Genomic DNA, 21,824 nt, shown 5'->3' on the forward strand with positions numbered 1-21,824 from the left:
CACCTCACCGCAGCACGACGGTTCTCTTCCCTGAGAGGAATACACGTCCATCGGCGTGCCACTTAACAGCATTGGACAGGGCCTTGCACTCGGCGTCACGGCCGGCGGCGACAAGATCCTGCGGGCCGAAGGAGTGGTCGACGTCGACGAGCTGCTGAGCGATGATCGGTCCCTCGTCGAGTTCGCTGTTGACGAAGTGCGCGGTCGCGCCCACGATCTTGACCCCGCGCTCCCAGGCCTGGTGATAGGGCTTGGCGCCCTTGAACGAGGGTAGGAACGAGTGGTGGATGTTGATCGCCCGGCCCGTGAGCTCACGCGCCAGATCGTCGGAGAGCACCTGCATATAGCGGGCGAGCACGACGAGGTCGACCTCGAAGCGATCGACGAGTTCGAGCAGCTTCGCTTCTGCCTCGGGCTTCGTCTCCTTGGTCACCGGGATGCGGAAGAACGGAATGTGGTGCCATTCGACGAGTTCCCGGTGATCCGGATGGTTGGACACCACGGCCGCGATCTCGATGGGAAGTTCACCGATCTGGGCGCGGAAGAGCAGGTCGTTGAGGCAGTGCTCGAACTTCGAGACCATGATGAGGACCCGCCGCTTCTCCCCCTGCGGCCACATCTGCCAGCGGGCGTCGAACTCGGTGCCGATGGCCTCGAAGTCCTGGCGCAGACCGTCGATCGCGCCGTTCGAGCCCTCCTCGACGCTGAAGTCGATGCGAAGGAAGAGGCGCTGCGCGTACTGATCGTCGAACTGCTTGAGTTCCTTGATGTCGCCCCCATGAGTGAGGAGGGCACCGGTGACGGAATGGAGAATGCCCGGGCGTTCGTCGCATTCGAGAGTGAAGATGTAGTCCTGCATGCCTCTGTTCTTTCTGAAGTCGGGATTCGCTGGTGAATCGGTGGAGCTCAGCATTCGATGACGTTGACGGCAAGTCCGCCGCGTGAGGTCTCCTTGTACTTCGATTTCATGTCCGCGCCGGTCTGGCGCATCGTCTCGATCGCCTGGTCGAGACTCACCCGGTGGCTGCCGTCGCCGTGCATGGCCAGCCTAGCCGCGTTGATCGCCTTCACCGAGGCGATGGCATTGCGTTCGATGCACGGAACCTGAACGAGGCCGCCGACAGGGTCGCAGGTCAGACCCAGATTGTGTTCGAGACCGATCTCGGCCGCGTTCTCGATCTGCTCCGGACTGCCGCCGAGCACGGCGCACAGACCCGCCGCCGCCATCGCGCACGCGGAGCCGACCTCGCCCTGGCAGCCGACCTCGGCCCCGGAGATCGAAGCGTTGCGTTTGAACAGGATCCCGATCGCACCGGCCGTGAGCAGGAACTCCACTACAGCATCGTCGCTCGCCCGGTCACTGTGGCTCGCCCATCCATCCTGGTTCGCCCGTTGGCCGTCGCCGACGACGAACCGGTCCATGTAGTGCAGCACCGCGGGAATGATCCCCGCGGCACCGTTCGTCGGTGCCGTGACGATCCGCCCGCCCGAGGCATTCTCCTCGTTGACGGCGAGCGCGTAGAGGTTGACCCATTCGAGGGCGTCGAGGGACCCCGAGGCACGGTATTCGGCATCTTCGAGCCGCGCGCACAGCTCCGGCGCACGTCGGCGCACCTTCAGTCCGCCGGGCAGCTCCTTCTCGTTCCGGGTGCATCCGTTGTGCACGCATTCGCGCATCACCGCCCAGATGTCGAGCAGCTGTTTGCGCAGGAGCTCCTCGTCCTGACGTTCGCGTTCGTTGACGGCCATGAGTTCGGCGATGGAAAGATCATGCTCGCGGCACAGGTCGAGCAGCTCATCGGCCGTGGAGAAATGGAGGCGATCGCGGGTGTCCGCAGCTTCGAGGGCCATCTCGTCGGCGGTGACGACGAACCCTCCCCCGATCGAGTAGTACTCGCGGTCGATGACGACACCGTCCACCTCGGCGCTGATCCGCATTCCGTTGGGATGGCCGGGAAGGGATTCGCGCATATGCAGGGTGAGATCCGCCTCCGCATCAAAGGGGACGACCACCCGTCCGCCGAGGTGGAGTCGGCCCTGCTCTCGCACCTCGGCGACCAGCGGTGCCACCCTGTCCGGGTCGAGGGTCTCCGGTTCCATTCCGCTGAGACCGGCGAGGACCGCGGAGTCCGATCCATGACCGATCCCGGTCGCACCGAGGGACCCGAACAGGCCGACCGTGATCCTGTCGATCCGCGAGAGCTTGCCGTCGGCGCTCAGCTCATCGACGAAGCGCACTGCCGCTCGCATCGGACCCACCGTGTGCGAGGAGGACGGGCCGATGCCGATGGAGAAGAGGTCGAGAACGCCGAGTGCCATCAGCCGGTGCCCTCCGCTGCAGCGCTGCCATCGACACCGGCAGCACCGCTGCCGACTCCCGCGCCACCCCCGGCGGTGAGGAACTCCGCCATTCCGTCGAGCAGCCAGCGGACCGTGAAGTCCGCGAAGCTCGCCCGCGGGTAGATGCGGTACTCAAACTTCGCCGAGTGGTGCACGATGACCGGCACCGGCCCCAGCTGGGTGGATATCGCCGTGCCGACGCCGAATACCCGCGGGTGGAGGTCGGTGCGGACGCTCTTCTCAAGGACCTCACGGGCCTTCGACCCGGTCAGTTCGAGAATCGTGCGGTTCGCGGACAGATCCACGGCCTGTCCCGGCAGCCCCTCGAGGGAAGCCTCGGCGATGAGCGTCTCCCCGGGCCGCTGACGCCGGGCGACGTCGACGACGAGGAACTCGTCGGGACCCAGCCAGAGCGCATACAGTCCCGCTTCGTCACCGGTGACCTCGCCGATCTGCTTGGGCAAGGTGATTCCGAGAGCAGACTCGAGGGCCTGCGCCGAGGCGGTTCCCGGCGTGGCGCGCAGCCCGAGCTGGACGGCGAACGCTCGCTCCCGCAGCCCCACGGCGTCCCCGCCGGCCTTGGTGGCCGTGGCCATCTCCTCGGCGAGGTGGGCTCCGGGTGAGACGCGGAGGGCATCGAGCGCCTCGGCGGAGGATTCGACGTTGCGCAGCTGAGTCTGGCGCTGCTCGGTGGTGTGGGTGGTTTCAGCCATCACGGCGGTTCCCTTCTGGATCGTAGAAGACGGGCGAGGTGATCTCGACGTCGACGAGGCCGCCTGCAACCGGGGATTGGATGATCTCACCCGTCCGGTTCCGGCCGTTCTCGACGAAGGCGAGACCGATCGGGCGATCGAGGCTCGGCGACATGTAGGAGGAGGTGACGTGGCCGATCATCGGCACGGGCCCGGCCTCCGGAGTCACCGGGGTGCCCGAGGTGATGAGCTGCGCACCTTCGGCCAACCGGGTCGTGCCGTCGACGGGAAGGACCCCGACGAGGTGTTTGCGGTCCTCGCGGGCCGTGTCGATCCGTGAGTAGGAGCGTTTGCCGATGAAGTCCTTGAACTTCGAGACGATCCACTCCATGCCCGCATCCTGCGGGGTCACGGTCCCGTCGGTGTCCTGACCGACGATGATGAAGCCCTTCTCGGCACGCAGGACGTGCATGACCTCGGTGCCGTAGGGGGTGATGTCGAACTCGGCTCCCGCCTCGGCGACGGCCTCCCACACGGCCAAGCCGTAGTAGTTCTCGACGTTGACCTCGAAGGCCAGCTCACCGGAGAAGGAGATCCGGCAGATGCGCGCCGGGATTCCGTTGGCCAGGGTCGTCTCGCGGAAGCCCATGAACTCGAAGTTCTCATTGGACACGTCGAGGTTCGGGGCGATCTTGGCAATGACGTCTCGTGACCTGGGGCCGGCGACCGCGACGGTCGACCACTGCTCCGTCACCGAGGTGAAGACGACGTCGAGTTCGGGCCATTCGGTCTGGTGCCATTCCTCGAGCCATTCGAGGACGGTCGCGGCACCGCCGGTGGTCGTGGTCATGTAGTAGCGGTCCTCGGCCACGCGCAGGGTGACGCCGTCGTCGAATATCATGCCGTCGGGTTTGCACATGAGACCGTAGCGTCCCTTGCCGACCTTGAGCTTCTTGAAGCCGTTGGTGTAGATCTGGCCGAGGAACTCGCCGGCGTCGGTGCCGCGGATCTCGATCTTGCCCAGCGTCGAGGCGTCCTGGAAGCCGACCGATTCGCGCACGGCCTTGCCCTCGCGCAGCACCGCTGCCTCCATGTCCTCGCCCGGGCGGGGGTAGTACCAGGGCCGCTTCCACTGTCCGACGTCTTCGAACTCGGCTCCGTGGGCAACGTGCCAGGGGTGGATCGCGGTGATGCGCGCCGGATCGAACAGCTCGCCCTTCCGCCGGCCGGCCAATGCTGCGAAGGGCACCGGGGCGAAGGGAGCGCGGAAGGTCGTGTGCCCGACCGAGCCCAGGTCGGTCTCGCCGAGGATGCTGGCGATGGCACCGATGGCATTGACCGCACTCGTCTTGCCCTGGTCGCCTCCTGTCGAGATCGAGGTGTAGCGCTTGACGTGCTCGACCGAGCGCATGCCTGCGTTCATCGCCCGCTGCACGTCCGCCACACTCTGATCGCGCTGGAAGTCGATGAAGTGCGTCGTCAGCGCCGTGTGATCGTCCTCGGCCGAAGTGACCAGCCACAGTGGACGCGCCGGTGCGTAGGTCATCGCCGCGGCCTTGGGGACGGTGAGCGCGGCGGCGAAGCCGGTGCGGTCGGCTGCCGCATTGCCCGCCTCGGCACCGTCCTTGAGAGCCGCTTCGAGGGAGTAGTCACCATTGATCGCGCCGACGGTGAACTGGTCGCGCACCGGTGTTCTCGGGACGAAGGCGGCGATGTCGCTGCGCCAAACGATCGGGCCCCTGCGCTGTCCGTGCAGGTGGATGACCGGGGAGAACCCTCCGGCCACGGCCAGCAGGTCAACGTCGATGTCTTCGCCGTGACCGGCCGCCACAGCGTCCTCATCGAGGGCTGCGACGGTGACCCGGCTGATGCGCCCCGCCGGGCCCTCGCCTGCGGTGCCGGTGACCGTGGAGCCGAGGATGAGCCGGGTCCCCGTCGTGTCGACGACTCTCTCGGCCATCGCCGAGGCGGTGGTCCGGGAGTCGATGATCGCCGGAACGTCGATTCCGGCCGCGTGCAGATCGGCCAGCAGTTCGTAGGCCGAATCGTTCGTCGCCGCGATCGCGATGCGCTGACCCGCGGCGACGCCGAAGCGGTTGAGATAGGTCCTCACGGCCGAGGCGAGCATGATGCCCGGTCGGTCGTTGTCGGCGAACACGATGGGGCGCTCATGGGCTCCGGTGGCGAGCACGACCTGCTTGGCTCGGATGTGCCACACCCGCTGCCGGGTGCCGGCGCGGGAAGAACTGCCGCCCGTCACGCTGTCCGCAGAGCCGGCGCTCACACCGGAGCCCGTGCCCTCGGCCTCGACGAGTTCACGTGTCCGGTCTTCGAGGGCGACGAAGAAGTTCGAATCGTAGCTGCCGAAGACGGTCGTGTTCGGACGGTACGTGACTTCCTCCGCCTCGGCGAAGCCGTTGACGGTGGTCTCGATCCACTCGGCTGCGGAGACATCGTCGATGGACTCGTCGAGGGCTTCCTCGACACTGCGTCCCGGGCTTGCCAGCAGCGACCCGCCGGGAGCGGACCGGTCGTCGAGCAGGAGCGTCCTGGCGCCTGACTTGCCGGCCTCCCGGGCGGCGGCCAGGCCAGCGGGCCCGGCACCGACGATGAGGACGTCGACATGGATGTGCTTGTGCTCGTAGACGAGTTCGTCCTGACCGGGGTCGAGGATGCCCAGGCCCGAGAGGTAATCGGCCTCCAGGCCGTCGGTGATGGGCACGCGGGTGGCGGGAAGCATAGATTCGCTGACGTCGCCGGCCACGCGCGGCTGCACACGGATGAGGGCGTTGGACTCCTCGATGCCGGCACTGAGGATCCCGCGGGACCGTCCCAAGTACGTCGAGGCACCGCAGTCGATGCGGCCGGAGGCGATGAGCGCGCTGGCGATCGTGTCGCCGGCGAAGCCCGAGTAGGCCTGCCCATCGACGGTGAAGCGCAGGGGACGGGAGGAGTCGATCCCGGTGGCCTGCGGCAGGCGCCGTGTGCCGGTGTCCGCGCGTGTGCCGGCGTCCGCGGAGCTCGTGTGTGGGGAGTTCATCGTGCGGCCTCACCTTCTGCTGGAGTCGGGCGCGGATCGCCCATGGGATAGATGGCCGTGAAATCATAGGTCACGGTGTCGCGGACGGCGTTGAACCACTTCCGGCAGCCGAGACTGTGGCTCCACCGCTCGGCATAGAGGCCGCGGTCGTTGTCGCGATAGAAGAGGAACTCGGCCCACTCCCGGTCGCTCAGTGCGTGAGGGTCGGCTGGGTAGGCCACATGGGCCTGCCCGCCGTAGTGGAATTCGGTTTCGTCGCGCGGCCCGCAGTGCGGGCAGTCGATGAGAAGCATGGTCGTCCTTCCTGAGTCGATCCGGTCAGTGGGCCACGGCGGCCGCGCCGTGCTCGTCGATGAGGTGGCCGGTTTCGAACCGGTCGAGCGCGTAGGGGGCGTTGAGCGGGTGCGGTTCGTCGTTCGCGATGGTGTGGGCGAAGGTGAGTCCGGCGGCAGGTGTTCCCTTGAAGCCTCCGGTGCCCCACCCGCAGTTGGCGTAGAGTCCTGCGACCTCGGTCTTCGACACGATCGGTGAGGCGTCGAGGGTGACGTCGACGATGCCGCCCCAGGTGCGCAGCACATGGGCGCGGGCGAAGATCGGGAAGAGTTCGACCGCGGCGGCGAGCTGCTCTTCGATGACGTGGAAGCCGCCTCGTTGTCCGTATCCGTTGTACGAGTCGACCCCGGCGCCCATGACCAGCTCGCCCTTGTGCGCCTGGGAGACGTAGACGTGGACGTGGTTGGACATGACGACGGTCGGGTGGACCGGCTCGAAGAGTTCGGAGACCAGCGCCTGGAGCGGATGGGACTGGATCGGCAGCCGGATGCCGGCCATGTCGGCGAGCACCGATGAGTCTCCGGCCACGCACATGGCGACCTTCTCGGTCGCGATGTTGCCGCGGGTGGTCTCGACCCCGACGACCTTGTCGCCGATGCGCTCGATGCCGGTGACCTCGCAGTTCTGGATGATGTCGACGCCCATTTCGTCACACTTGCGGGCGAAGGCCCACGCGACGTGGTCGTGCTTGGCGATGCCGGCACGCGGCTGGAAGGTCGCGCCCATGACCGGATAGCGCAGGTCGTCGCCGATGTTGATGATCGGGCAGACTTCCTTGACCTGCTTGGGGTCGAGCCATTCGGCGTCGACGCCGTTGAGCGCGTTCGCATTCACCCGACGCTGGGACTCGCGGACGTCCTGCAGGGTGTGGGCGAGGTTGAGCACTCCGCGCTGGGAGAAGAGGAAGTCGTAGTCGAGCTCCTCGGGCAGCTGTTCCCAGAGCTTGAGGGACTTCTCGTAGATCGCCGCCGACTCGTCCCAGAGGTAGTTCGAGCGGATGATCGTCGTGTTCCGGGCCATGTTTCCGCCGGCCAGCCAACCGCGCTCGAGGATCGCGATATTCGTCATCCCGTGGTTCTTCGCCAAGTAGTAGGCGGTGGCCAGGCCGTGACCGCCGCCGCCGATGATCACGGCTTCATAGGACTTCTTCGGCTCGGGATTGCGCCACAGGAAGTCGGGGTGTTCTGGAGGGAGGTCAGCCATCAGTGTGCTCCGATCTCGGTCAGGGTGGGGTACAGCGGGTGTGCGGTGGCCAGTCGGGAGACTCGAATGCTCAGCGCAGCGATGGTCTCGGGGCTTGCTCCTGTCTCGTCAGTGCCCGCCTTGAGTGCTTCGGCGATGATGTCGGCGACCTCGGCGAATGCAGCCGAGCCGAACCCACGGCTGGCCAGCGCCGGAGTGCCGATGCGCAGCCCGGAGGTGACCATCGGCGGTCGTGGGTCGTTCGGCACGGCGTTGCGATTGACGGTGATGCCGACCTCGGCGAGAAGGTCTTCGGCCTGCCCGCCGTCGAGGACGGAATCGCGCAGATCGACGAGGACAAGATGGACGTCGGTGCCGCCTGTCACGACCGAGATGCCCCGCTGACCGACATCGGGTTCGCTGAGGCGGCGCGCGAGTTCGTACGAGCCGGACAGGGTCCGTCGCTGCTTGTCGACGAAACCATCGGTGGCGGCGAGGCCGAAGGCCACGGCCTTGCCCGCGATGACGTGCTCGAGGGGCCCGCCCTGCTGACCGGGGAAGACCGCGGAGTTGATCTTCTTCGCAATCGCGGCATCGTTGGAGAGAATGATGCCACCGCGTGGCCCGCCGAGCGTCTTGTGCGTCGTCGAGGACACGACGTGCGCATGGGGCACCGGCGAAGGATGGAGGCCGGCAGCGACGAGTCCGGCGAAATGGGCCATGTCGACCATGAGGTAGGCATCGATCGAATCGGCGATACGGCGGAACTCGGCGAAGTCGAGCTGACGAGAGTAGGCCGACCAGCCGGCGACGATGAGCTTGGGCCTGTGCTCCTGGGCAAGGCGCTCGACCTCGGCCATGTCGACGCGATGGGTGTCGTCGCGCACGCCATAGGCGACGATGTTGTAGAGGCGTCCGGAGAAGTTGATCTTCATCCCGTGGGTGAGGTGACCACCGTGAGCGAGGTCGAGGCCGAGCACGGTGTCACCGGGACGGATGAGTGCGTGCATGACCGAGGCGTTGGCCTGCGCTCCGGAGTGAGGCTGGACGTTGGCGTACTCGGCTCCGAAGAGCTCCTTGACGCGGGAGATGGCAATACGTTCGATCTCGTCGACGTGCTCGCAGCCGCCGTAGTAGCGCCGACCCGGGTAGCCCTCGGCGTATTTGTTCGTGAGCACCGAACCCTGGGCTGTCATGACGGCGGTCGCGGTGTGGTTCTCGGAGGCGATCATCTCGAGGCCCTCGCGCTGACGACCGAGCTCGGCATCGATGAAGCCGGCGATCTCAGGATCGAGTTCGGCGATGGGCGTGCTCAGTTCGACGGGTTCCCGGCTGGGGAATCCGGCGTCGGCATTGCCGACGGGGACATCGGAGGGGTTGACTCGTTCCGCAGTCTGCTGTGTCATGTGATCTCCTTCGATCATTGATCATCAACTAATATATCAGTTGTCTTCCTGTATTCTAAGCAGTGTCAGTCACGGAATGCAACAGGTTTTTCAGGAGTTGAGCCATGCGTACATCGGCAGCCCCGAAGTCGAACCGAGGATCTCTCTCCGACCACGCCTACGAGACCCTCCGTCACCGACTCATCATGCTCGACATCGCACCCGGCGATGCCATCAACGAGGCCACCCTCAGCGATGAGCTCGATGTCGGCCGCACCCCGATCCGCGAGGCACTCAAACGCCTGGAGAGCGACCACCTGGTCGTCTCGTTCCCGCGCCGCGGCACCTTCGCCGCGAACGTCGATCTCACCGATCTGAGCACGATCTCCGAGATGCGCGAAGTCCTCGAACCCATCGCCGCGCGCAAGGCGGCCGCCAACCTCGAGGCCACCCGACGCAAGAAGTTCATGACGATGATCTCAGAACTCCGGGGTCTCGGAACCGAGGTCGATCAGCGGACCCTGATGGAGCGCGATCTGTCCGTCCACCGCCTCATCTACGGCTCCGTCGACAATCCGCATCTCACGGAGACCCTCGTGCGCCTCGACGATCTGGCGACGCGGATCTGGTGCCTGGTCATCCCGCGCATGCCAGACCTCATCGGACATATCCGTGAGCACATCGACCTGCTCGAGGCGATCGTCGAGGGCGACGAGGAGGCGGTGGCGGAACTGGCCGCCGACCATGTCCGCGATTTCGACAGGACCCTGCGCACAGCCCTGAGGTGAGTCCTGGAACGATGCCGGCGGTGATGCCAAAGGCGAGTCGAGCTGCCCGCAGGTGGGTCGAGCCCTGCGAGTCAGTGTCCGCCGAGAGTCAGAGTCCGCCCAGACGCTGCGAGACCCGGCGAGCGGCCTCCACGCAGCACTGACCGAGTTCCGCTATCTGATCCGCATCGGTGCGGAACTTGGGTGCGGCGATGAGAACGGCGGCGATGAGCGCCCCGCGATGGTCGTGCACCCCGGCTGCGATCCCGACCTCGTTCGGCGAGGTGCGGGCATCGTTGAGTGCGTAGCCTCGCTGCCGATTGCTGCGCAGAAGCGCGCGGTAGGCGTCGAAATTCTCGGGGGCGGAGTCCAGATCGAGGAGGGAGCCGCTGTCGGCGAGCGCCCGGACCTCGGTGATCTCAGCGACATCGAGGAAGACCTGCACCGAAGCGCTGTGGGCGGTTTGGTACCGTGACCCCAGACTCGAAGTGTGCTTGACCTGCTGTGGGCTCGGGATCTGCTCGACGGTGATCGCCTCGGTCCCGTTCCACACGATGAGGGCGCTGGTCTCCTCGGTCCGGCGGGTGAGGTCCTGGAGGATCGGATAGGCGGCCCTTCTGACATCGAGGTCGGCGAGCAGGGGCCCGGCGATCGCGAGAATTCCCAGACCCAGGCGGTAGCGGCGGGACGATTCCTGCTCGACGATGCCCTGGGCTTCGAGTGCGGTGAGGATTCTGGACACGGTGCTCTTGTGCAGACCCACTCGCGGCGCGATCTCCGTGACGCCGAGCTCCTGCCGATCCGGGGAGAAGCAGCGGAGGATCGACACAGTGTTCTCGATGACGGAGGCACCGCGGTGGGAGGTGTCGGAAGACTGTCGAGGCATGATGTCAGTGTATTCGTCCGCGAGCACCGACTGACGATGCCCGCGGACTTTACCGGGATCGACCCGGTCCATCCTGCTTCAGCTCCTGCGTGAGTGGTCGTACCGCTCAGGCAGGGATGATGTTGTGCTCGGGTCCGAAGGGGAACTTCGTGATGTCCTCTGACCCGGACTCGCCGACGACGCAGATATCGTGCTCGCGGTAGCCGCCGGCTCCCGGCTGCCCCTCGAGGACGGTGATCATCGGCTCCATCGACACGACCATGCCCGGCTCGAGCACGGTGTCGATGTCCTCGCGCAGTTCGAGACCGGCTTCGCGGCCGTAGTAGTGGCTGAGCACACCGAAGGAATGACCGTAGCCGAATGTGCGGTTCGGGAACAGTCCGTGCTCGACGTAGATCTCGTTGAGCTCGGCAGCGATGTCCTTGCACACCGCTCCCGGCTTGATCAGTTCGATCCCCCGCTTGTGCACCTCGACGTTGACGTTCCACAGGTCCAGCGAGGCCGGGTCGGGCTCACCGTAGAACAGTGTGCGTTCGAGAGCGGTGTAGTAGCCCGAGGGCATCGGGAAGCAGTTGAGGCTGAGGATGTCGCCTTTGCGCACCTTCCGCGTCGTCGCCCAGTTGTGCGCTCCGTCAGTGTTGATGCCCGATTGGAACCACACCCAGGTGTCGCGGATCTCCTGGTCGGGGAAGGTCTTGGCGATCTCGTGGACCATGGCCTCGGTGCCGATGAGGGCGACCTCGTACTCGCTGATGCCTTCGGTGATCGCGGCCTTGATCGCCTCGCCGCCGAGGTCGCCGATCCGGGCGCTGTGCTTGATCACCTCGATCTCCTCACCCGACTTGATCATGCGCTGACGCATCGCGGCCTGTGAGATGTCGACGAGGCTTGCCGAGGGGAAGGCCCCCTGGATCTTGTTGCGATTCTCCAGGGGCAGGTTGTCGTCCTCGACGCCGAGGCGCTTGGGGGCGGCGATGCCGCGCTGGCGCAGCCCTTCCTGGATGGCGTAGAGGTAGTTGTCGCGGCGCCAGTCCGTGTAGACGATGTTCTCGCCGTAGCTCGTCCGCCAGGGCATGCCCGCGTCGATGTTGGCCGTGATCGTCACGGAATCATCGGGGGTGACGACCATCGCGTAGGAGCGACCGAAGTAGGTGAAGAGGAAGTCCGAGTAGTACTTGATGTTGTGATATGAGGTGAGCACGACGGCGTCGAGCTCCTTCTCGGCCATGATCGTTCGCAGCCCGGTCAGGCGCCGCTCCATCTCTGTGTCAGAGAACGTCAGCGTCGACTTGGAGCCGTTGTGGAGGACCTTGAGGCGCTCGAGATCGGCGACGGAGGCGGTGTCGGTGGTGGTGGTCATGAGATCTCCTTCTCGTGTGGGTGAACCGTGGGTGGATCAGGGTGCGTTGCGGGTGAGCCGGGAGGAGTGCGTCTGCGCGATCAGACGTCGCGCAGAGGTTTGTGGAAGGTTTCCTTGGCACAGAGGACCGCGCCCAGGCAGACGACGGCGGCAGCCATGAGATACCAGCCGGGCGCCAGCGCCGAATTCGTCATGCTGATGAGCAAAGTGGCCATGAACGGTGCTGTGCCGCCGAAGAGGGAGTTCGAGAGGTTGAAGCTGACGGCGAATCCGCTGTAGCGGATCCTCGTCGGGAACATCTCGGCGAGGAAGGTCGGCAGCGTCCCGTCGTTGAGGGTGAGCATGCCGCCCAGTGCGATCTGGACGAGGACGACGACGGTGAAGCTGCCGGAGCCGAGAAGCATGAACGCCGGGACCGTGAAGATGATGAAGACGATGGAGGCGATGAAGAGCATCCGCTTGCGCCCGAACCGGTCCGAGGCCAGCCCTGTCAACAGAATGAAGCCGATGTACGTCAGGAGTGCGATCGTCGTGGCGACGAAGGATTCGGTGGCACCGTACCCCAATTCCGTCGTGAGGTAGGTGGGCATATAAGTGAGCACCACGTAGAAACCGACCGCATTGAGCAGAACCGCACACATGGCGATGACGAGCGGACGCCAATGGTCGCGGAACATTGCGAAGACCGGTGCCTTGATGACTTCGTCCTCCTGGGCCAGCTCGCGGAAGGCCGGGGTGTCTTCGAGTCGCGTGCGGATATAGCGGCCGATGAGACCCATGGGAGCCGCAAGGAAGAACGGCAGCCGCCAACCCCAGGTCTCCAACTGCGCGTCGGTGAGCACCGAGGTCAGGACCGCAGCGAGTACGGAACCCAGCAGGAGCCCGGAAGCGGTGCTGGCCGGAACCACTGCCCCATAGAGACCACGCCGACCCGGGGGTGCGTATTCGACGAGGAATGCCGAGGCGCCCGCATATTCGCCAGCCGCAGAGAATCCCTGGACGAGGCGGACGAGCAGGAGCAGGAGCGGCGCGAACAGACCGACCATGGCGTAGCTGGGCAGCAGGCCGATGGCGAAGGTCGAGACCGACATGATGAGGATCGACACGGACAGCGCCGATCGACGACCGATCTTGTCGCCGATGTGTCCCCAGATGAACCCGCCGATCGGACGGACGACGAAGGACACCGCGAAGACCGCGAAGGTGGAGAGCAGGGCGATGTTGCCCTCGGAGGCGGGGAAGAAGACAAGTGCGATCGTGGCCGCGAAGTATCCGTAGACGCCGTAGTCGAACCACTCGACGAAGTTGCCGATGAAGCTCGCCGAGATGACACGGCGCAGGACACGTTTCTGTTTGACCGAGGGGGACGTGGCGGGAGCCGAGATCTGAGTCATGGTCACACCGCCGATCTCATGGGAGCGAATATCGACATCGTTGTCTTCTCCATCATCGTGACTGATATGAGTAAGTTGCAGCCATTGCAACCCTGTTGCATAAACACTAGGGGTCGAGATTGACGGGGTCAAGGGTGTCTCATAAGAAAAACGCTCGACCGGTCGAGCGAGCTGGGTCCACCCGGGTTCTCGGGCGCCGGGTCCGACCGAACCGACTCTTGTGCACGGTGCCTGTTCCGCATCCCCAGGTTCGGGCAGAATGGGTTCACTGAAATCGTCCCCGTGCTGTGAAGGAGAGCGTTGTGAGCACCCGCCCATCAATCATCGTCTTCGACGTGAACGAAACCATTTCGGACATGTCACCATTGGCCGGGCTCTTCGAGGAGGTCGGCGCACCCGGGGCGCTGGCCGAACTCTGGTTCACCACCCTGCTCAGAGACGGCTTTGCCCTGACCGCGGCCGGCGACAATGTCGAGTTCTCCGAGTTGGGCGCCGAAGCGCTGCACCGCTTGCTGAACAGCGTCGACCTCGACCGGAACCGGAGTCAGGCGGTGGAGCACATCATGGTCGGCATGGCATCGCTGGGTGTGCACCCTGACGTCCCCGAAGGAGTCCGCGGTCTGTGTCAGGCCGGGTATCGGCTGATCACCTTGTCCAACGGTTCCACCGCGATTGCTGCGAGTCTCTTCGAACGCGCTGAAATCGGCGATTCGTTCGAGTCTCTGCTCTCGGTCGAAAACGCACCGGCGTGGAAACCTGCCCCGGCCGCTTACCACTATGCTGCACGGACGAGCAGCGCGGACCCTTCGGAGATGATGTTGGTCGCCGTCCATCCCTGGGACATCCACGGTGCAGCAAGGGCAGGCCTTCAAACGGCTTGGCTCAACCGCTCGGGCGCTTCCTACCCCAGCTGCTTCTCTCCACCGGACAACACCGTCACTGACTTGACCGATCTCTCGTGCGTCCTGGCAGCCAGGGTCGCATGAGCCGACGTCAGGACCAGCTCCTGTCCAGCATCAGGCGAAGGATTGACGCCGGTCATCTCACGGTGCCAGTGTTGGCCGCATGAATGCCGACATACGCTTCTATTTCGACCCGGTCTGCCCTTTTGCCTGGATGACGAGCAAATGGGTGCGGCAGGTGCAGGCACAGCGTGACTACACCGTGGACTGGAGATTCATCTCATTGCGTCTGATCAATGCCGACGTTGACTACGATGCGCAGTTTCCACCCGAATACGAAGCGGGGCATACGGCCGGACTCCGACTTCTGAGAGTCGCAGCTCGGGCTCGAGCTGAACACGGCCGCGACTCCTTGGGTGCCTTGTATGCGGCGATGGGGAGGCACATCTTCGATGGTGCGGCAGATTGGCCGACCCACCGACCCGAAGGCGAGTTGCGTGAAGAGCGCGGGACGCGGGAGTTCGCGGAACCGATCCTCGCCGAGGCTGGCTTGCCCGTGGAATTGGCGCAGGCTCTCGACGACGAAACCTGGGACGCTGAGATCCAGCAGGAGACGGATGAGGCTCTCGCGCTGACAGGGAAGGACGTGGGCACGCCGATCATCCACTTCTCGCCGCCCGAAGGGGTGGCTTTCTTCGGACCGGTGATCAGTCGGCTGCCCGATGAGGACTCGGCCGTCGAACTCTGGGACCATGTCGTCGGACTGGCAAGCTTTCCCGGCTTCTCGGAGCTCAAACGAAGTCTCCGGGAGCGACCGCAGCTTGCTGCTTTCGGAGTCGACACTGATTCCGCTGGTCAGCAGGAGGACTGGCATGGCGGCAGCCGTCGGCACAAGAAGTGATCGGGCTGTATGCGATTCGGCCCCTGCAGGACGCTCTCGTCCTGCAGGGGCCTTCCTCGTCCGGCGCTTCCGGCCACATCCCGGAGTCTCTCCGGCAGCGCATATTCTGCTAGCGGCTGCTGACGCGGCCGAACATATTCGCGATCGGCGCCAACAGCATCGGCCTGGCGGCGAACCAGCCGCCGACGATGACCGCCAGTGAGGCCACGAACCAGATGAAACCGACCCAGCTCACATCATCCGAACCCCCGTACATGTGGTTGAGGTTCTGACGCATGCCCGTGGCGAACACGAGGAACACGTGGATGATGATGAACACGACGAAGAAGATCATCGTCGGGAAGTGAATCGCGCGAGCCAACGGTGCCGGGTAGATCTTGTTGAGCTTGGCAGCGTCCTTCGGCCACCATTCGCTCATCCGCACACCGGTGATCGCAGCCAGCGGAGCCGCAACGAACACAACGAGGAAGTACATCAGCTGCTGGAGCGAGTTGTAGTTGACCCACCCGTGTTCGGTCGGCCAATCCAACATCGCGTACTGCAGCATCGCCGAGACGGCGTTCGGGAAGACCTCCCAGCTCGTCGGCACGATCCGCGCCCAATGTCCGGAGGCGAACAGCAGCACGACGAAGACCACGCCGTTGGCCAGCCAGAACAGATCGATGCCCGTGTGGAACCACAGGTTGATGCTGATCTTCTTGCCACCCTTCTTCGGGGTGTAGAAGGCCGGCGGCTTCTGCTGATATCTCACCTGCAGACCCGAGCGGATGATGAGGACCATGAAGAAGACGTTGAGGAAGTGCGTCCAGCTCGCCCACGCCGGGAACCCGTCATCGACGAACTCCGGCAGAGCGTACTCGCCCGGATACCTCTCGAGGAACTCCGGCACACCGGGCAGGGTCGTGAGCCCGCGTGCCGCGAGGACCAAGATGCCGGCAACGACGATGAGTCCGCCGAGCCCCAGGCCACCGAGCTTCGCCCACTGGCCCACGGACTTCGAACCGATCATGGTCGGTTCCTTCTTCGCGGCCGTTCCCGATGCTTTCGCCGAGGCGGCCGCCGGCGAGGGTTTGGTCGCTGAGCTCGCGGCCGGAGCCTTTTTGGCAGGTGCGGAGCTCGTCTTCGCGGCAGGTTTGTCGGCCGGTTTCGCTGCGGGTTTCGCCGTCGGCTTGTCCGTCGCCTTGGCGGCGGGTTTGCCCATCGGTTTCCTCTGAGCAGGTCCCGTCGACTTGGACAGTCCGGATCTCGTCGATTTCGGGTCCGCCGAGGTGGCCGCCGGCTTTTCGTCAGGCGCGGACTTGTCGCCCGAGCTCGAGGCTGCGACAGCGGCACCGGCTGCACCGGCACCGACGGCAGCTGCTCCTGCGGCTGCCGCTGGAGCAGCCGAGGAAGACTCAGATGGTTTCTCGTCGGGAGCCGAGGCGACAGACGAATCACCTTCAGCAGACGAATCACTTTCAGCAGCCGGAGCCGTCGAGCTCGATTCGGCCGCAGCTGAATCGGTCGAGGCAGGAGCGAATCCTTCTGGGGGCCATGGGTCCCCGCCTGCCACGCGAGGCAGTCCTCGTCGCAGAGGAGTATCGCTGAGCTCGCCGGATGACTTCTTCCCGGAGGCGGCAGCAGCACCAGCGCCGACAGCGGCAACGGCGGCTCCGGCCGTCGCAGCGGCGGCCGGAGCAGCCGATGACTTGTCGGTATCCGTGGACGCATCATCTGCGGCTGGAGCTTCTCCACCCGCGGACGTGCTCGAGCCCGCAGCACCATCAGCCGCAGGAGCACTCTCACCTGCAGGTGGAGTCGAAGGTGCCGAGGCGGCCTTCGCACCTGCAGGGGCAAGGCCCTCTGGGGGCCAAGGGTCGCCACCGGCAACGCGGGGCAGACCGCGGCGCAGCGGAACATCCCCGGCGGGGGCAGTCTCAGCCGCCGCAGAGGAGTCAGCCGGCTCAGCGTCCGCGGACGCTTGGGATGCGGGCTCAGTGTCGGCATTGGACGCGACAGCTGCACCAGCGACTGCAGCTCCCGCACCTGCGGCACCGGCAGCAGCCGGAGCAACGGACGAGGAGTCAGAGTCGGACTGAGCTGCGGGTTCGGCCTCGGGGGCTGCTGAAGCAGCTTCCGAATTCGATGGCGCTTTCACACCGGCAGGCGCGAGGCCCTCGGGCGGCCATGGTTCGCCACCGGCAACGCGGGGCAGGCCACGGCGCAGCGGAACCTCGCTGCTCGCCTCGGCGGCAGGAGCGGACGACTGGGCAGAAGTTGATTCAGACGGCTGTTCAGCAGCGTCACCTGAGTCCGCGTCCGAATCGGATGCGGCGGCCACTGTTCCAACCGCTGCACCGGCAGCGACACCGGTCGCGCCGGCTGCCGCACCGGCACCGAGTGAGCCGGACTCATCGGCTTCCTCCAGCTCTCCGGCAGCGTCGGCCTCGACGGCGGTCGGCTGTTCAGCCTCGGCGGGCGACTCGGCCGCAACGGGCTGGTCGGTGTCGACCGGCTCGGCCGCGTCTACGGATTCGACCGAGTCTGCCGACTCAACCGCCTCGGCGCCGGAATCAGCGGATACCGGCTCGGCCGACTCAACCGAGACAGCGGAAGTGCCCGGCTCGAGCGGCTCGCCGATGACGCCCTCTGGGGGCCATGGCTCACCGCCCGGCTCTCTGGGCAGGCCCGAGCGCAGCGAACTGGAATACGTGGCCATATCAGGACTTGTTCTCTTTCAAGGTCTCGATCGACTGCGGCACGACCTTGAACAGGTCGCCGACGACGCCGTAATCGGCGATGTCGAAGATCGGCGCTTCGCCGTCCTTGTTCACAGCAACGATGGTCTTCGAGGTCTGCATGCCGGCCTTGTGCTGGATCGCACCGGAGATGCCGAGTGCCACGTAGAGCTGCGGCGACACGGAGACACCGGTCTGTCCGACCTGGTGGGACTGGGCGATGTATCCGGCATCGACGGCCGCACGCGAGGCACCGAGAGCGGCACCGAGGACATCGGCGAATTCGCCGACGAGCTCGAAGGACTCCTCCGAGCCCACACCACGGCCACCGGAGACGACCTTCGAGGCGCCACGCAGCTCGGGACGCGAAGACGTCTCGACGACGGCTTCGAAGGACTCGACCTGGGCCGAGCGCTTGCCGGAATCGGCAACCTCGAGGGCCTGCGAGTTCGCGGACTGGGCTTCCCCGCGGGTCTCGATGGATCCCTGGCGGATGGTGATGACGGGGGCACCGAAGGTCGGTGCTGACGAGGCGGTGTAGCCGCCGCCGTAGACGGAGTGGTTGGCCACGATGCCTTCGCTGTCACGCTCGACGCCGAGGGCATCGACGGACACGGCCGAACCGGACCGGACGCCGAAACGTCCGGCGATGTCGCGACCGTCGATCGAGTGTGGGATGAGGATGGCATCGGGCGCGGCCAGGTCGCTCGCGGCGCTCAGGGCGTCGACGGCGAAGGTTCCGAGCGCGGAATTGCCCTCAGGAACCTCGGCGATGAGTGTCTGGACGGCACCGAAGGATGCGGCCTGCTCGGCGGCAGACTCGCCCTGGCCGGCAGGAGCGAGGACCAGTGCGACGGGGGTACCGATCTCACCAGCACCGCCGAGGAGCTCAGCGGCCGGCTTCTCCAGCTGGCCTTCGGCATCGGCGGTGAGGACGGCGAGAATGGAGTCTTGTGGGAATTCGGACATATCGACTCTCCTTAGGCCAGGCGGTTCTTGATGAGGAATTCGGCGAGCTCTGCTCCACCGTTTCCTTCGTCGACGATCTTCTCTCCGGCTTCACGCGGCGGCTTCTCGGCCACCGTGACCATGATCGATCGTGCAGTGGACTGGTCATTGGCATCGATGTCGAGGTCGGACAGGCCGATGACCTCGAACGGCTTCTTCTTCGCGGCCATGATGCCCTTGAAGTTCGGGAAACGGGCCTCGGGAAGCGCCTCGGTGATGGAGATGACGGCGGGAAGTTCAGCAGTGACTTCCTGCTTGCCGCCCTCGACCCCACGGGTGCCTGCTACCTTGCCGTCGCTGATCTCAACCGCGCTCAGGCCGGTCACATGCGGGAAGTCCAGGTGCTCGCCGAGCATGGCCGGGATCATGCCGCCATTGCCGTCGGTGGAGACGTTGCCGGTGATGACGAGGTCGAAGCCGCCGCGGCGGATGGCCGCTGCCAGAACTTCCGAGGTCAGCCCGAGGTCGGCGCCGAGGAGCTCCTCATCACTCACGTGCACGGCATTGTCCGCGCCCATGGCCAGGCCCTTGCGGATCGTGGCGGTCGCGGTGTCGGGTGCCATCGAGATGACGGTCACCTCGGTGCCGTCACTGCCGTCCTTATAGGAGAGAGCGACTTCGAGCGCACGCTCGCCGATTTCGTCGAGGACCGCTTCCGAGGCGGAACGATCCGCCAAACCGGTCTCCAAATTCAGTTTCCGATCCCCGTATGTGTCCGGGACCTCTTTGACCAACACCGCGATCTTCAAGGATGACTCCTATTCCATGGGGCAATTCCGGCTGCTGTGAGACTTCTGTCTCATAATCTACAGCCAGCGCAATTTCGTTCGACACCCGGGGTCCGCGAGGAAGCCCGGAGAAGTACTCAGTGAATCATCTTACGTGCTGTGTGCCGTACGCAACACGTTTACTGTACGAACGATCGAAAGAATTGTGGTGTCGCAGCATGATCGCATCCCGGTCCACGAGGTCATCGCAGACTGAGCCAGGCATGATGAGCGAGGTCACAGAACGGGCTTTAGACTGGAGACGCCGACTGTGACCAGGAAACGACTGGCGGATCCGCCCGCATCAACGTTGAAGGAGCGCCTCGTGGCATTCGACCTCGACGATATCGACCGCAGCATCATCGCTGCCCTCGTCGACGACTCGCGCCTGAGCGTCCGTCAGCTCGCCGAGCAGGTGCACATCTCCCGATCGGCGGCCCACAAGCGCTTCTCCGCGCTGATCGAATCCGGTGCGATCAGAAAATTCACCGCCGAGGTGGACCGCAGTGCCCTCGGAATGACCGTGACCGCGGTGGTCGTCGTCAAGATCGGCGATCGACCCTGGCCCAAGGTCAGGGATGAGCTCGCCGAACTTCCGTTCGTCGAGAAGGTCCAGGCCGTCAGCGGTGACATCGACGCCCTGGTGACCGTCAACGCCCCTGACAACACCGCACTGTCGCAGGTCATTCTGCGCCGGATCCACGAAGTCCCAGGGGTGGTGTCGTCGCGTTCGCTGCTCATCCTCGATGAGGCAGAAGGACACCGTCCGGGCTCAGGTCACTGAATCGTCGACCGCGCTCATTCGTTGACGACGCCGAATCGTCGAAGACGTTGATTCTCCGACTCAGTCCTTCCGGTATTCCCTGATCGCCCTCTCTGACCCGAGCGTCTTCCTCACGGCCCGGACCGTCAGCGCCAATGCGCGCGCCCTCCCATCCGGTCCGGTCTCACCTGACGTGACGCTGAAGAGGTGCCCCGAGCCGATCGTCAGAAAGACGTACATCGCAGCCCACACGACGGGCACCTCGGTGGTGATGGATCCATCGGACTGCCCCCTGGCGATGACTGCCTCGAGGACGTCGCCATCGTCTGCTGAACCTGGCGCAGCGTCGGGTTCACTCTCCGCCTCGGCCCTGCGCTCACGTTCCACCTCGGCGAAGACATCGTCGGTGATGATGGGCTCGTCGGCGAACATGAGTGTGAGCGCGTCGGGAACCGTGAACAGTTGGGCACACACCCGCTCGACGGCATCGAGCCCGGGCCCGCTTGCAGGACGAGCGCTCATCAGTGCGTCACCGAACATTCGGGCGCCGAGGCGGGCCACCTCGGCGATCATCGCTTCCCTGTCCCCGAAATGACGGTACAGAGTGGTCCTGCCGACACCGAGTTCGGACGCCACATCCGACATCGAGGCCGTCGCATTCGCGGCGAGGATCGCCATCGCTTCCCTGACCAGGGCCTCCTTGCCCAGCCGCCCCATCCCCTTCGTCATCCGCGCCCCACCCTTCGTTCTGAGATGTCGACTCCGATCCGGTCGATCTGTCTCGATTCTCTCTCATGGAACAGAATTGTTCCACTTTGTTACACTAGTGTTCCATCACGACGGCGAGGAATGATGATTGCCACAGCAGGGAGAGACCATGACACGCGCCGACAACGACCGCTCGACCGCCGACGTCTTCGCGCTCAGCCGAGCCGACATTCTCGTCATCGGCCTCGTCTGCGTCGGCATCGGAGTCGCCCTCGGATTCTTCCTCCCTGCAGTGGGCGCCTTCGCAGCGCGGTTTCCGATTCCCTTCGGGGAAGTCGTCGAGAAGCTCAGCAAGTTCGATCAGGCCTGGGTGGTCATCGCCCGTCCGATCATCGGTGGGGTTCTCGGAGCAATCGCGACCTTCGTCATCAGCGCTTCCACCACTCCCCTGAGTGTCGACGACGACCGGATCCTCGTCGGCAGGGCCGATGACCATCCGCTGCGGATCTCCCGAGCCGCATACTCCACCGCCTATTTCGACGGCGGCAAGCTGACCATCCTCACCGAAGGCGGGCACCAGGCGTACAAGGGAGACGTCGAAGGCAAGAAGGACAGGGTCGCCGCGGCGTTCACCTCGCGCGGATACCGCTGGGGCGAGATCTGAGCGGCCAAACGTCCG

19 protein-coding genes are annotated in these 21,824 nt (G+C 65.2%); 5 read left to right on the top strand and 14 right to left on the bottom strand.

The window, feature by feature from the left end:
* Positions 1-4: 4 nt before the first annotated feature.
* The 7 genes from purU to glyA are packed head-to-tail and all read right to left on the bottom strand — an operon-like array spanning position 5 to position 8,993.
* Entirely contained in the window at positions 5-859 is an 855-nt protein-coding gene (purU, locus tag L0G76_RS03405) for a formyltetrahydrofolate deformylase (RefSeq protein ID WP_304355926.1), read from the bottom strand.
* A gap of 47 nt (positions 860-906) precedes the next feature.
* Positions 907-2,319, bottom strand: coding sequence for an L-serine ammonia-lyase (locus tag L0G76_RS03410; protein WP_304355927.1), 1,413 nt, complete (start codon positions 2,317-2,319; stop codon positions 907-909).
* Positions 2,319-3,053, bottom strand: a complete 735-nt coding sequence (locus tag L0G76_RS03415; protein ID WP_304355928.1) for a sarcosine oxidase subunit gamma — start codon at positions 3,051-3,053, stop codon at positions 2,319-2,321. Before L0G76_RS03415 ends, L0G76_RS03410 begins: the two co-directional genes overlap by 1 nt.
* Positions 3,046-6,072: a glycine cleavage T C-terminal barrel domain-containing protein gene (locus tag L0G76_RS03420; RefSeq protein WP_304355929.1), complete on the bottom strand. Its 3,027-nt coding sequence runs from the start codon at positions 6,070-6,072 to the stop codon at positions 3,046-3,048. The genes L0G76_RS03415 and L0G76_RS03420 overlap by 8 nt, the downstream gene beginning before the upstream one ends.
* On the bottom strand, positions 6,069-6,365 hold the full coding sequence (locus L0G76_RS03425) for a sarcosine oxidase subunit delta (protein ID WP_092104863.1): 297 nt from the start codon (positions 6,363-6,365) through the stop codon (positions 6,069-6,071). The genes L0G76_RS03420 and L0G76_RS03425 overlap by 4 nt, the downstream gene beginning before the upstream one ends.
* A gap of 25 nt (positions 6,366-6,390) precedes the next feature.
* The gene (locus tag L0G76_RS03430; RefSeq protein WP_092104865.1) at positions 6,391-7,608 is read right to left on the bottom strand and encodes a sarcosine oxidase subunit beta family protein; all 1,218 of its coding nucleotides are present in this window, start codon (positions 7,606-7,608) and stop codon (positions 6,391-6,393) included.
* A complete protein-coding gene (glyA, locus tag L0G76_RS03435; protein ID WP_304355930.1) occupies positions 7,608-8,993 on the bottom strand; it encodes a serine hydroxymethyltransferase in 1,386 nt (461 codons plus the stop codon). The genes L0G76_RS03430 and glyA overlap by 1 nt, the downstream gene beginning before the upstream one ends.
* 104 nt (positions 8,994-9,097) lie before the next feature.
* Between glyA and L0G76_RS03440 the strand changes: the two genes are divergently transcribed.
* Positions 9,098-9,760 carry a GntR family transcriptional regulator gene (locus L0G76_RS03440; RefSeq protein WP_304355931.1) on the top strand — a complete coding sequence of 221 codons (663 nt, stop codon included), beginning with the start codon at positions 9,098-9,100 and terminating at the stop codon, positions 9,758-9,760.
* 88 nt (positions 9,761-9,848) lie between these two features.
* On the opposite strand, the gene L0G76_RS03445 is transcribed toward L0G76_RS03440, so the two are convergent.
* From L0G76_RS03445 to L0G76_RS03455, 3 genes are all read right to left on the bottom strand, one after another.
* Entirely contained in the window at positions 9,849-10,625 is a 777-nt protein-coding gene (locus L0G76_RS03445; protein WP_304355932.1) for an IclR family transcriptional regulator, read from the bottom strand.
* A gap of 106 nt (positions 10,626-10,731) precedes the next feature.
* Positions 10,732-11,985, bottom strand: a complete 1,254-nt coding sequence (locus L0G76_RS03450; RefSeq protein WP_304355933.1) for an aminopeptidase P family protein — start codon at positions 11,983-11,985, stop codon at positions 10,732-10,734.
* Positions 11,986-12,065: 80 nt separating this feature from the next.
* Positions 12,066-13,379 carry an MFS transporter gene (locus tag L0G76_RS03455; RefSeq protein ID WP_304355934.1) on the bottom strand — a complete coding sequence of 438 codons (1,314 nt, stop codon included), beginning with the start codon at positions 13,377-13,379 and terminating at the stop codon, positions 12,066-12,068.
* A 302-nt stretch (positions 13,380-13,681) separates the two neighbouring features.
* Here L0G76_RS03455 and L0G76_RS03460 point away from each other — a divergent pair, with 302 nt between their 5' ends.
* Both L0G76_RS03460 and L0G76_RS03465 read left to right on the top strand, forming a co-directional pair.
* Positions 13,682-14,365 carry a haloacid dehalogenase type II gene (locus L0G76_RS03460; RefSeq protein ID WP_304355935.1) on the top strand — a complete coding sequence of 228 codons (684 nt, stop codon included), beginning with the start codon at positions 13,682-13,684 and terminating at the stop codon, positions 14,363-14,365.
* A gap of 79 nt (positions 14,366-14,444) precedes the next feature.
* Positions 14,445-15,182, top strand: a complete 738-nt coding sequence (locus tag L0G76_RS03465; protein WP_304355936.1) for a mycothiol-dependent nitroreductase Rv2466c family protein — start codon at positions 14,445-14,447, stop codon at positions 15,180-15,182.
* A gap of 109 nt (positions 15,183-15,291) precedes the next feature.
* Here the strand turns inward: L0G76_RS03465 and L0G76_RS03470 are convergent, their stop codons facing one another.
* The 3 genes from L0G76_RS03470 to L0G76_RS03480 are packed head-to-tail and all read right to left on the bottom strand — an operon-like array spanning position 15,292 to position 19,656.
* Entirely contained in the window at positions 15,292-17,880 is a 2,589-nt protein-coding gene (locus tag L0G76_RS03470) for a cytochrome b/b6 domain-containing protein (RefSeq protein ID WP_304355937.1), read from the bottom strand.
* Position 17,881: 1 nt separating this feature from the next.
* Positions 17,882-18,868 carry an electron transfer flavoprotein subunit alpha/FixB family protein gene (locus L0G76_RS03475; protein ID WP_092104880.1) on the bottom strand — a complete coding sequence of 329 codons (987 nt, stop codon included), beginning with the start codon at positions 18,866-18,868 and terminating at the stop codon, positions 17,882-17,884.
* 11 nt (positions 18,869-18,879) lie between these two features.
* Positions 18,880-19,656 carry an electron transfer flavoprotein subunit beta/FixA family protein gene (locus tag L0G76_RS03480; RefSeq protein ID WP_304355938.1) on the bottom strand — a complete coding sequence of 259 codons (777 nt, stop codon included), beginning with the start codon at positions 19,654-19,656 and terminating at the stop codon, positions 18,880-18,882.
* Positions 19,657-19,999: 343 nt separating this feature from the next.
* Between L0G76_RS03480 and L0G76_RS03485 the strand changes: the two genes are divergently transcribed.
* Positions 20,000-20,458: an Lrp/AsnC family transcriptional regulator gene (locus L0G76_RS03485; protein ID WP_092104884.1), complete on the top strand. Its 459-nt coding sequence runs from the start codon at positions 20,000-20,002 to the stop codon at positions 20,456-20,458.
* A gap of 60 nt (positions 20,459-20,518) precedes the next feature.
* On the opposite strand, the gene L0G76_RS03490 is transcribed toward L0G76_RS03485, so the two are convergent.
* A complete protein-coding gene (locus tag L0G76_RS03490) occupies positions 20,519-21,166 on the bottom strand; it encodes a TetR/AcrR family transcriptional regulator (RefSeq protein ID WP_304355939.1) in 648 nt (215 codons plus the stop codon).
* Between the two features lie 148 nt (positions 21,167-21,314).
* Between L0G76_RS03490 and L0G76_RS03495 the strand changes: the two genes are divergently transcribed.
* Positions 21,315-21,809: a YqeB family protein gene (locus L0G76_RS03495; protein ID WP_304355940.1), complete on the top strand. Its 495-nt coding sequence runs from the start codon at positions 21,315-21,317 to the stop codon at positions 21,807-21,809.
* The last annotated feature ends 15 nt before the right edge of the window (positions 21,810-21,824 follow it).

This window comes from Brevibacterium picturae (assembly GCF_030453725.1).
Classification (GTDB): Bacteria; Actinomycetota; Actinomycetes; order Actinomycetales; family Brevibacteriaceae; genus Brevibacterium; species Brevibacterium sandarakinum_A.

Coding starts and splice junctions, on each gene's coding strand:
- purU (WP_304355926.1), bottom strand. CDS start 859: ATGCAGGACTACATCTTCACTCTCGAATGCGACGAACGCCCGGGCATT.
- L0G76_RS03410 (WP_304355927.1), bottom strand. CDS start 2,319: ATGGCACTCGGCGTTCTCGACCTCTTCTCCATCGGCATCGGCCCGTCC.
- L0G76_RS03415 (WP_304355928.1), bottom strand. CDS start 3,053: ATGGCTGAAACCACCCACACCACCGAGCAGCGCCAGACTCAGCTGCGC.
- L0G76_RS03420 (WP_304355929.1), bottom strand. CDS start 6,072: ATGAACTCCCCACACACGAGCTCCGCGGACGCCGGCACACGCGCGGAC.
- L0G76_RS03425 (WP_092104863.1), bottom strand. CDS start 6,365: ATGCTTCTCATCGACTGCCCGCACTGCGGGCCGCGCGACGAAACCGAA.
- L0G76_RS03430 (WP_092104865.1), bottom strand. CDS start 7,608: ATGGCTGACCTCCCTCCAGAACACCCCGACTTCCTGTGGCGCAATCCC.
- glyA (WP_304355930.1), bottom strand. CDS start 8,993: ATGACACAGCAGACTGCGGAACGAGTCAACCCCTCCGATGTCCCCGTC.
- L0G76_RS03440 (WP_304355931.1), top strand. CDS start 9,098: ATGCGTACATCGGCAGCCCCGAAGTCGAACCGAGGATCTCTCTCCGAC.
- L0G76_RS03445 (WP_304355932.1), bottom strand. CDS start 10,625: ATGCCTCGACAGTCTTCCGACACCTCCCACCGCGGTGCCTCCGTCATC.
- L0G76_RS03450 (WP_304355933.1), bottom strand. CDS start 11,985: ATGACCACCACCACCGACACCGCCTCCGTCGCCGATCTCGAGCGCCTC.
- L0G76_RS03455 (WP_304355934.1), bottom strand. CDS start 13,379: ATGACTCAGATCTCGGCTCCCGCCACGTCCCCCTCGGTCAAACAGAAA.
- L0G76_RS03465 (WP_304355936.1), top strand. CDS start 14,445: ATGAATGCCGACATACGCTTCTATTTCGACCCGGTCTGCCCTTTTGCC.
- L0G76_RS03470 (WP_304355937.1), bottom strand. CDS start 17,880: ATGGCCACGTATTCCAGTTCGCTGCGCTCGGGCCTGCCCAGAGAGCCG.
- L0G76_RS03475 (WP_092104880.1), bottom strand. CDS start 18,868: ATGTCCGAATTCCCACAAGACTCCATTCTCGCCGTCCTCACCGCCGAT.
- L0G76_RS03490 (WP_304355939.1), bottom strand. CDS start 21,166: ATGACGAAGGGGATGGGGCGGCTGGGCAAGGAGGCCCTGGTCAGGGAA.
- L0G76_RS03495 (WP_304355940.1), top strand. CDS start 21,315: ATGACACGCGCCGACAACGACCGCTCGACCGCCGACGTCTTCGCGCTC.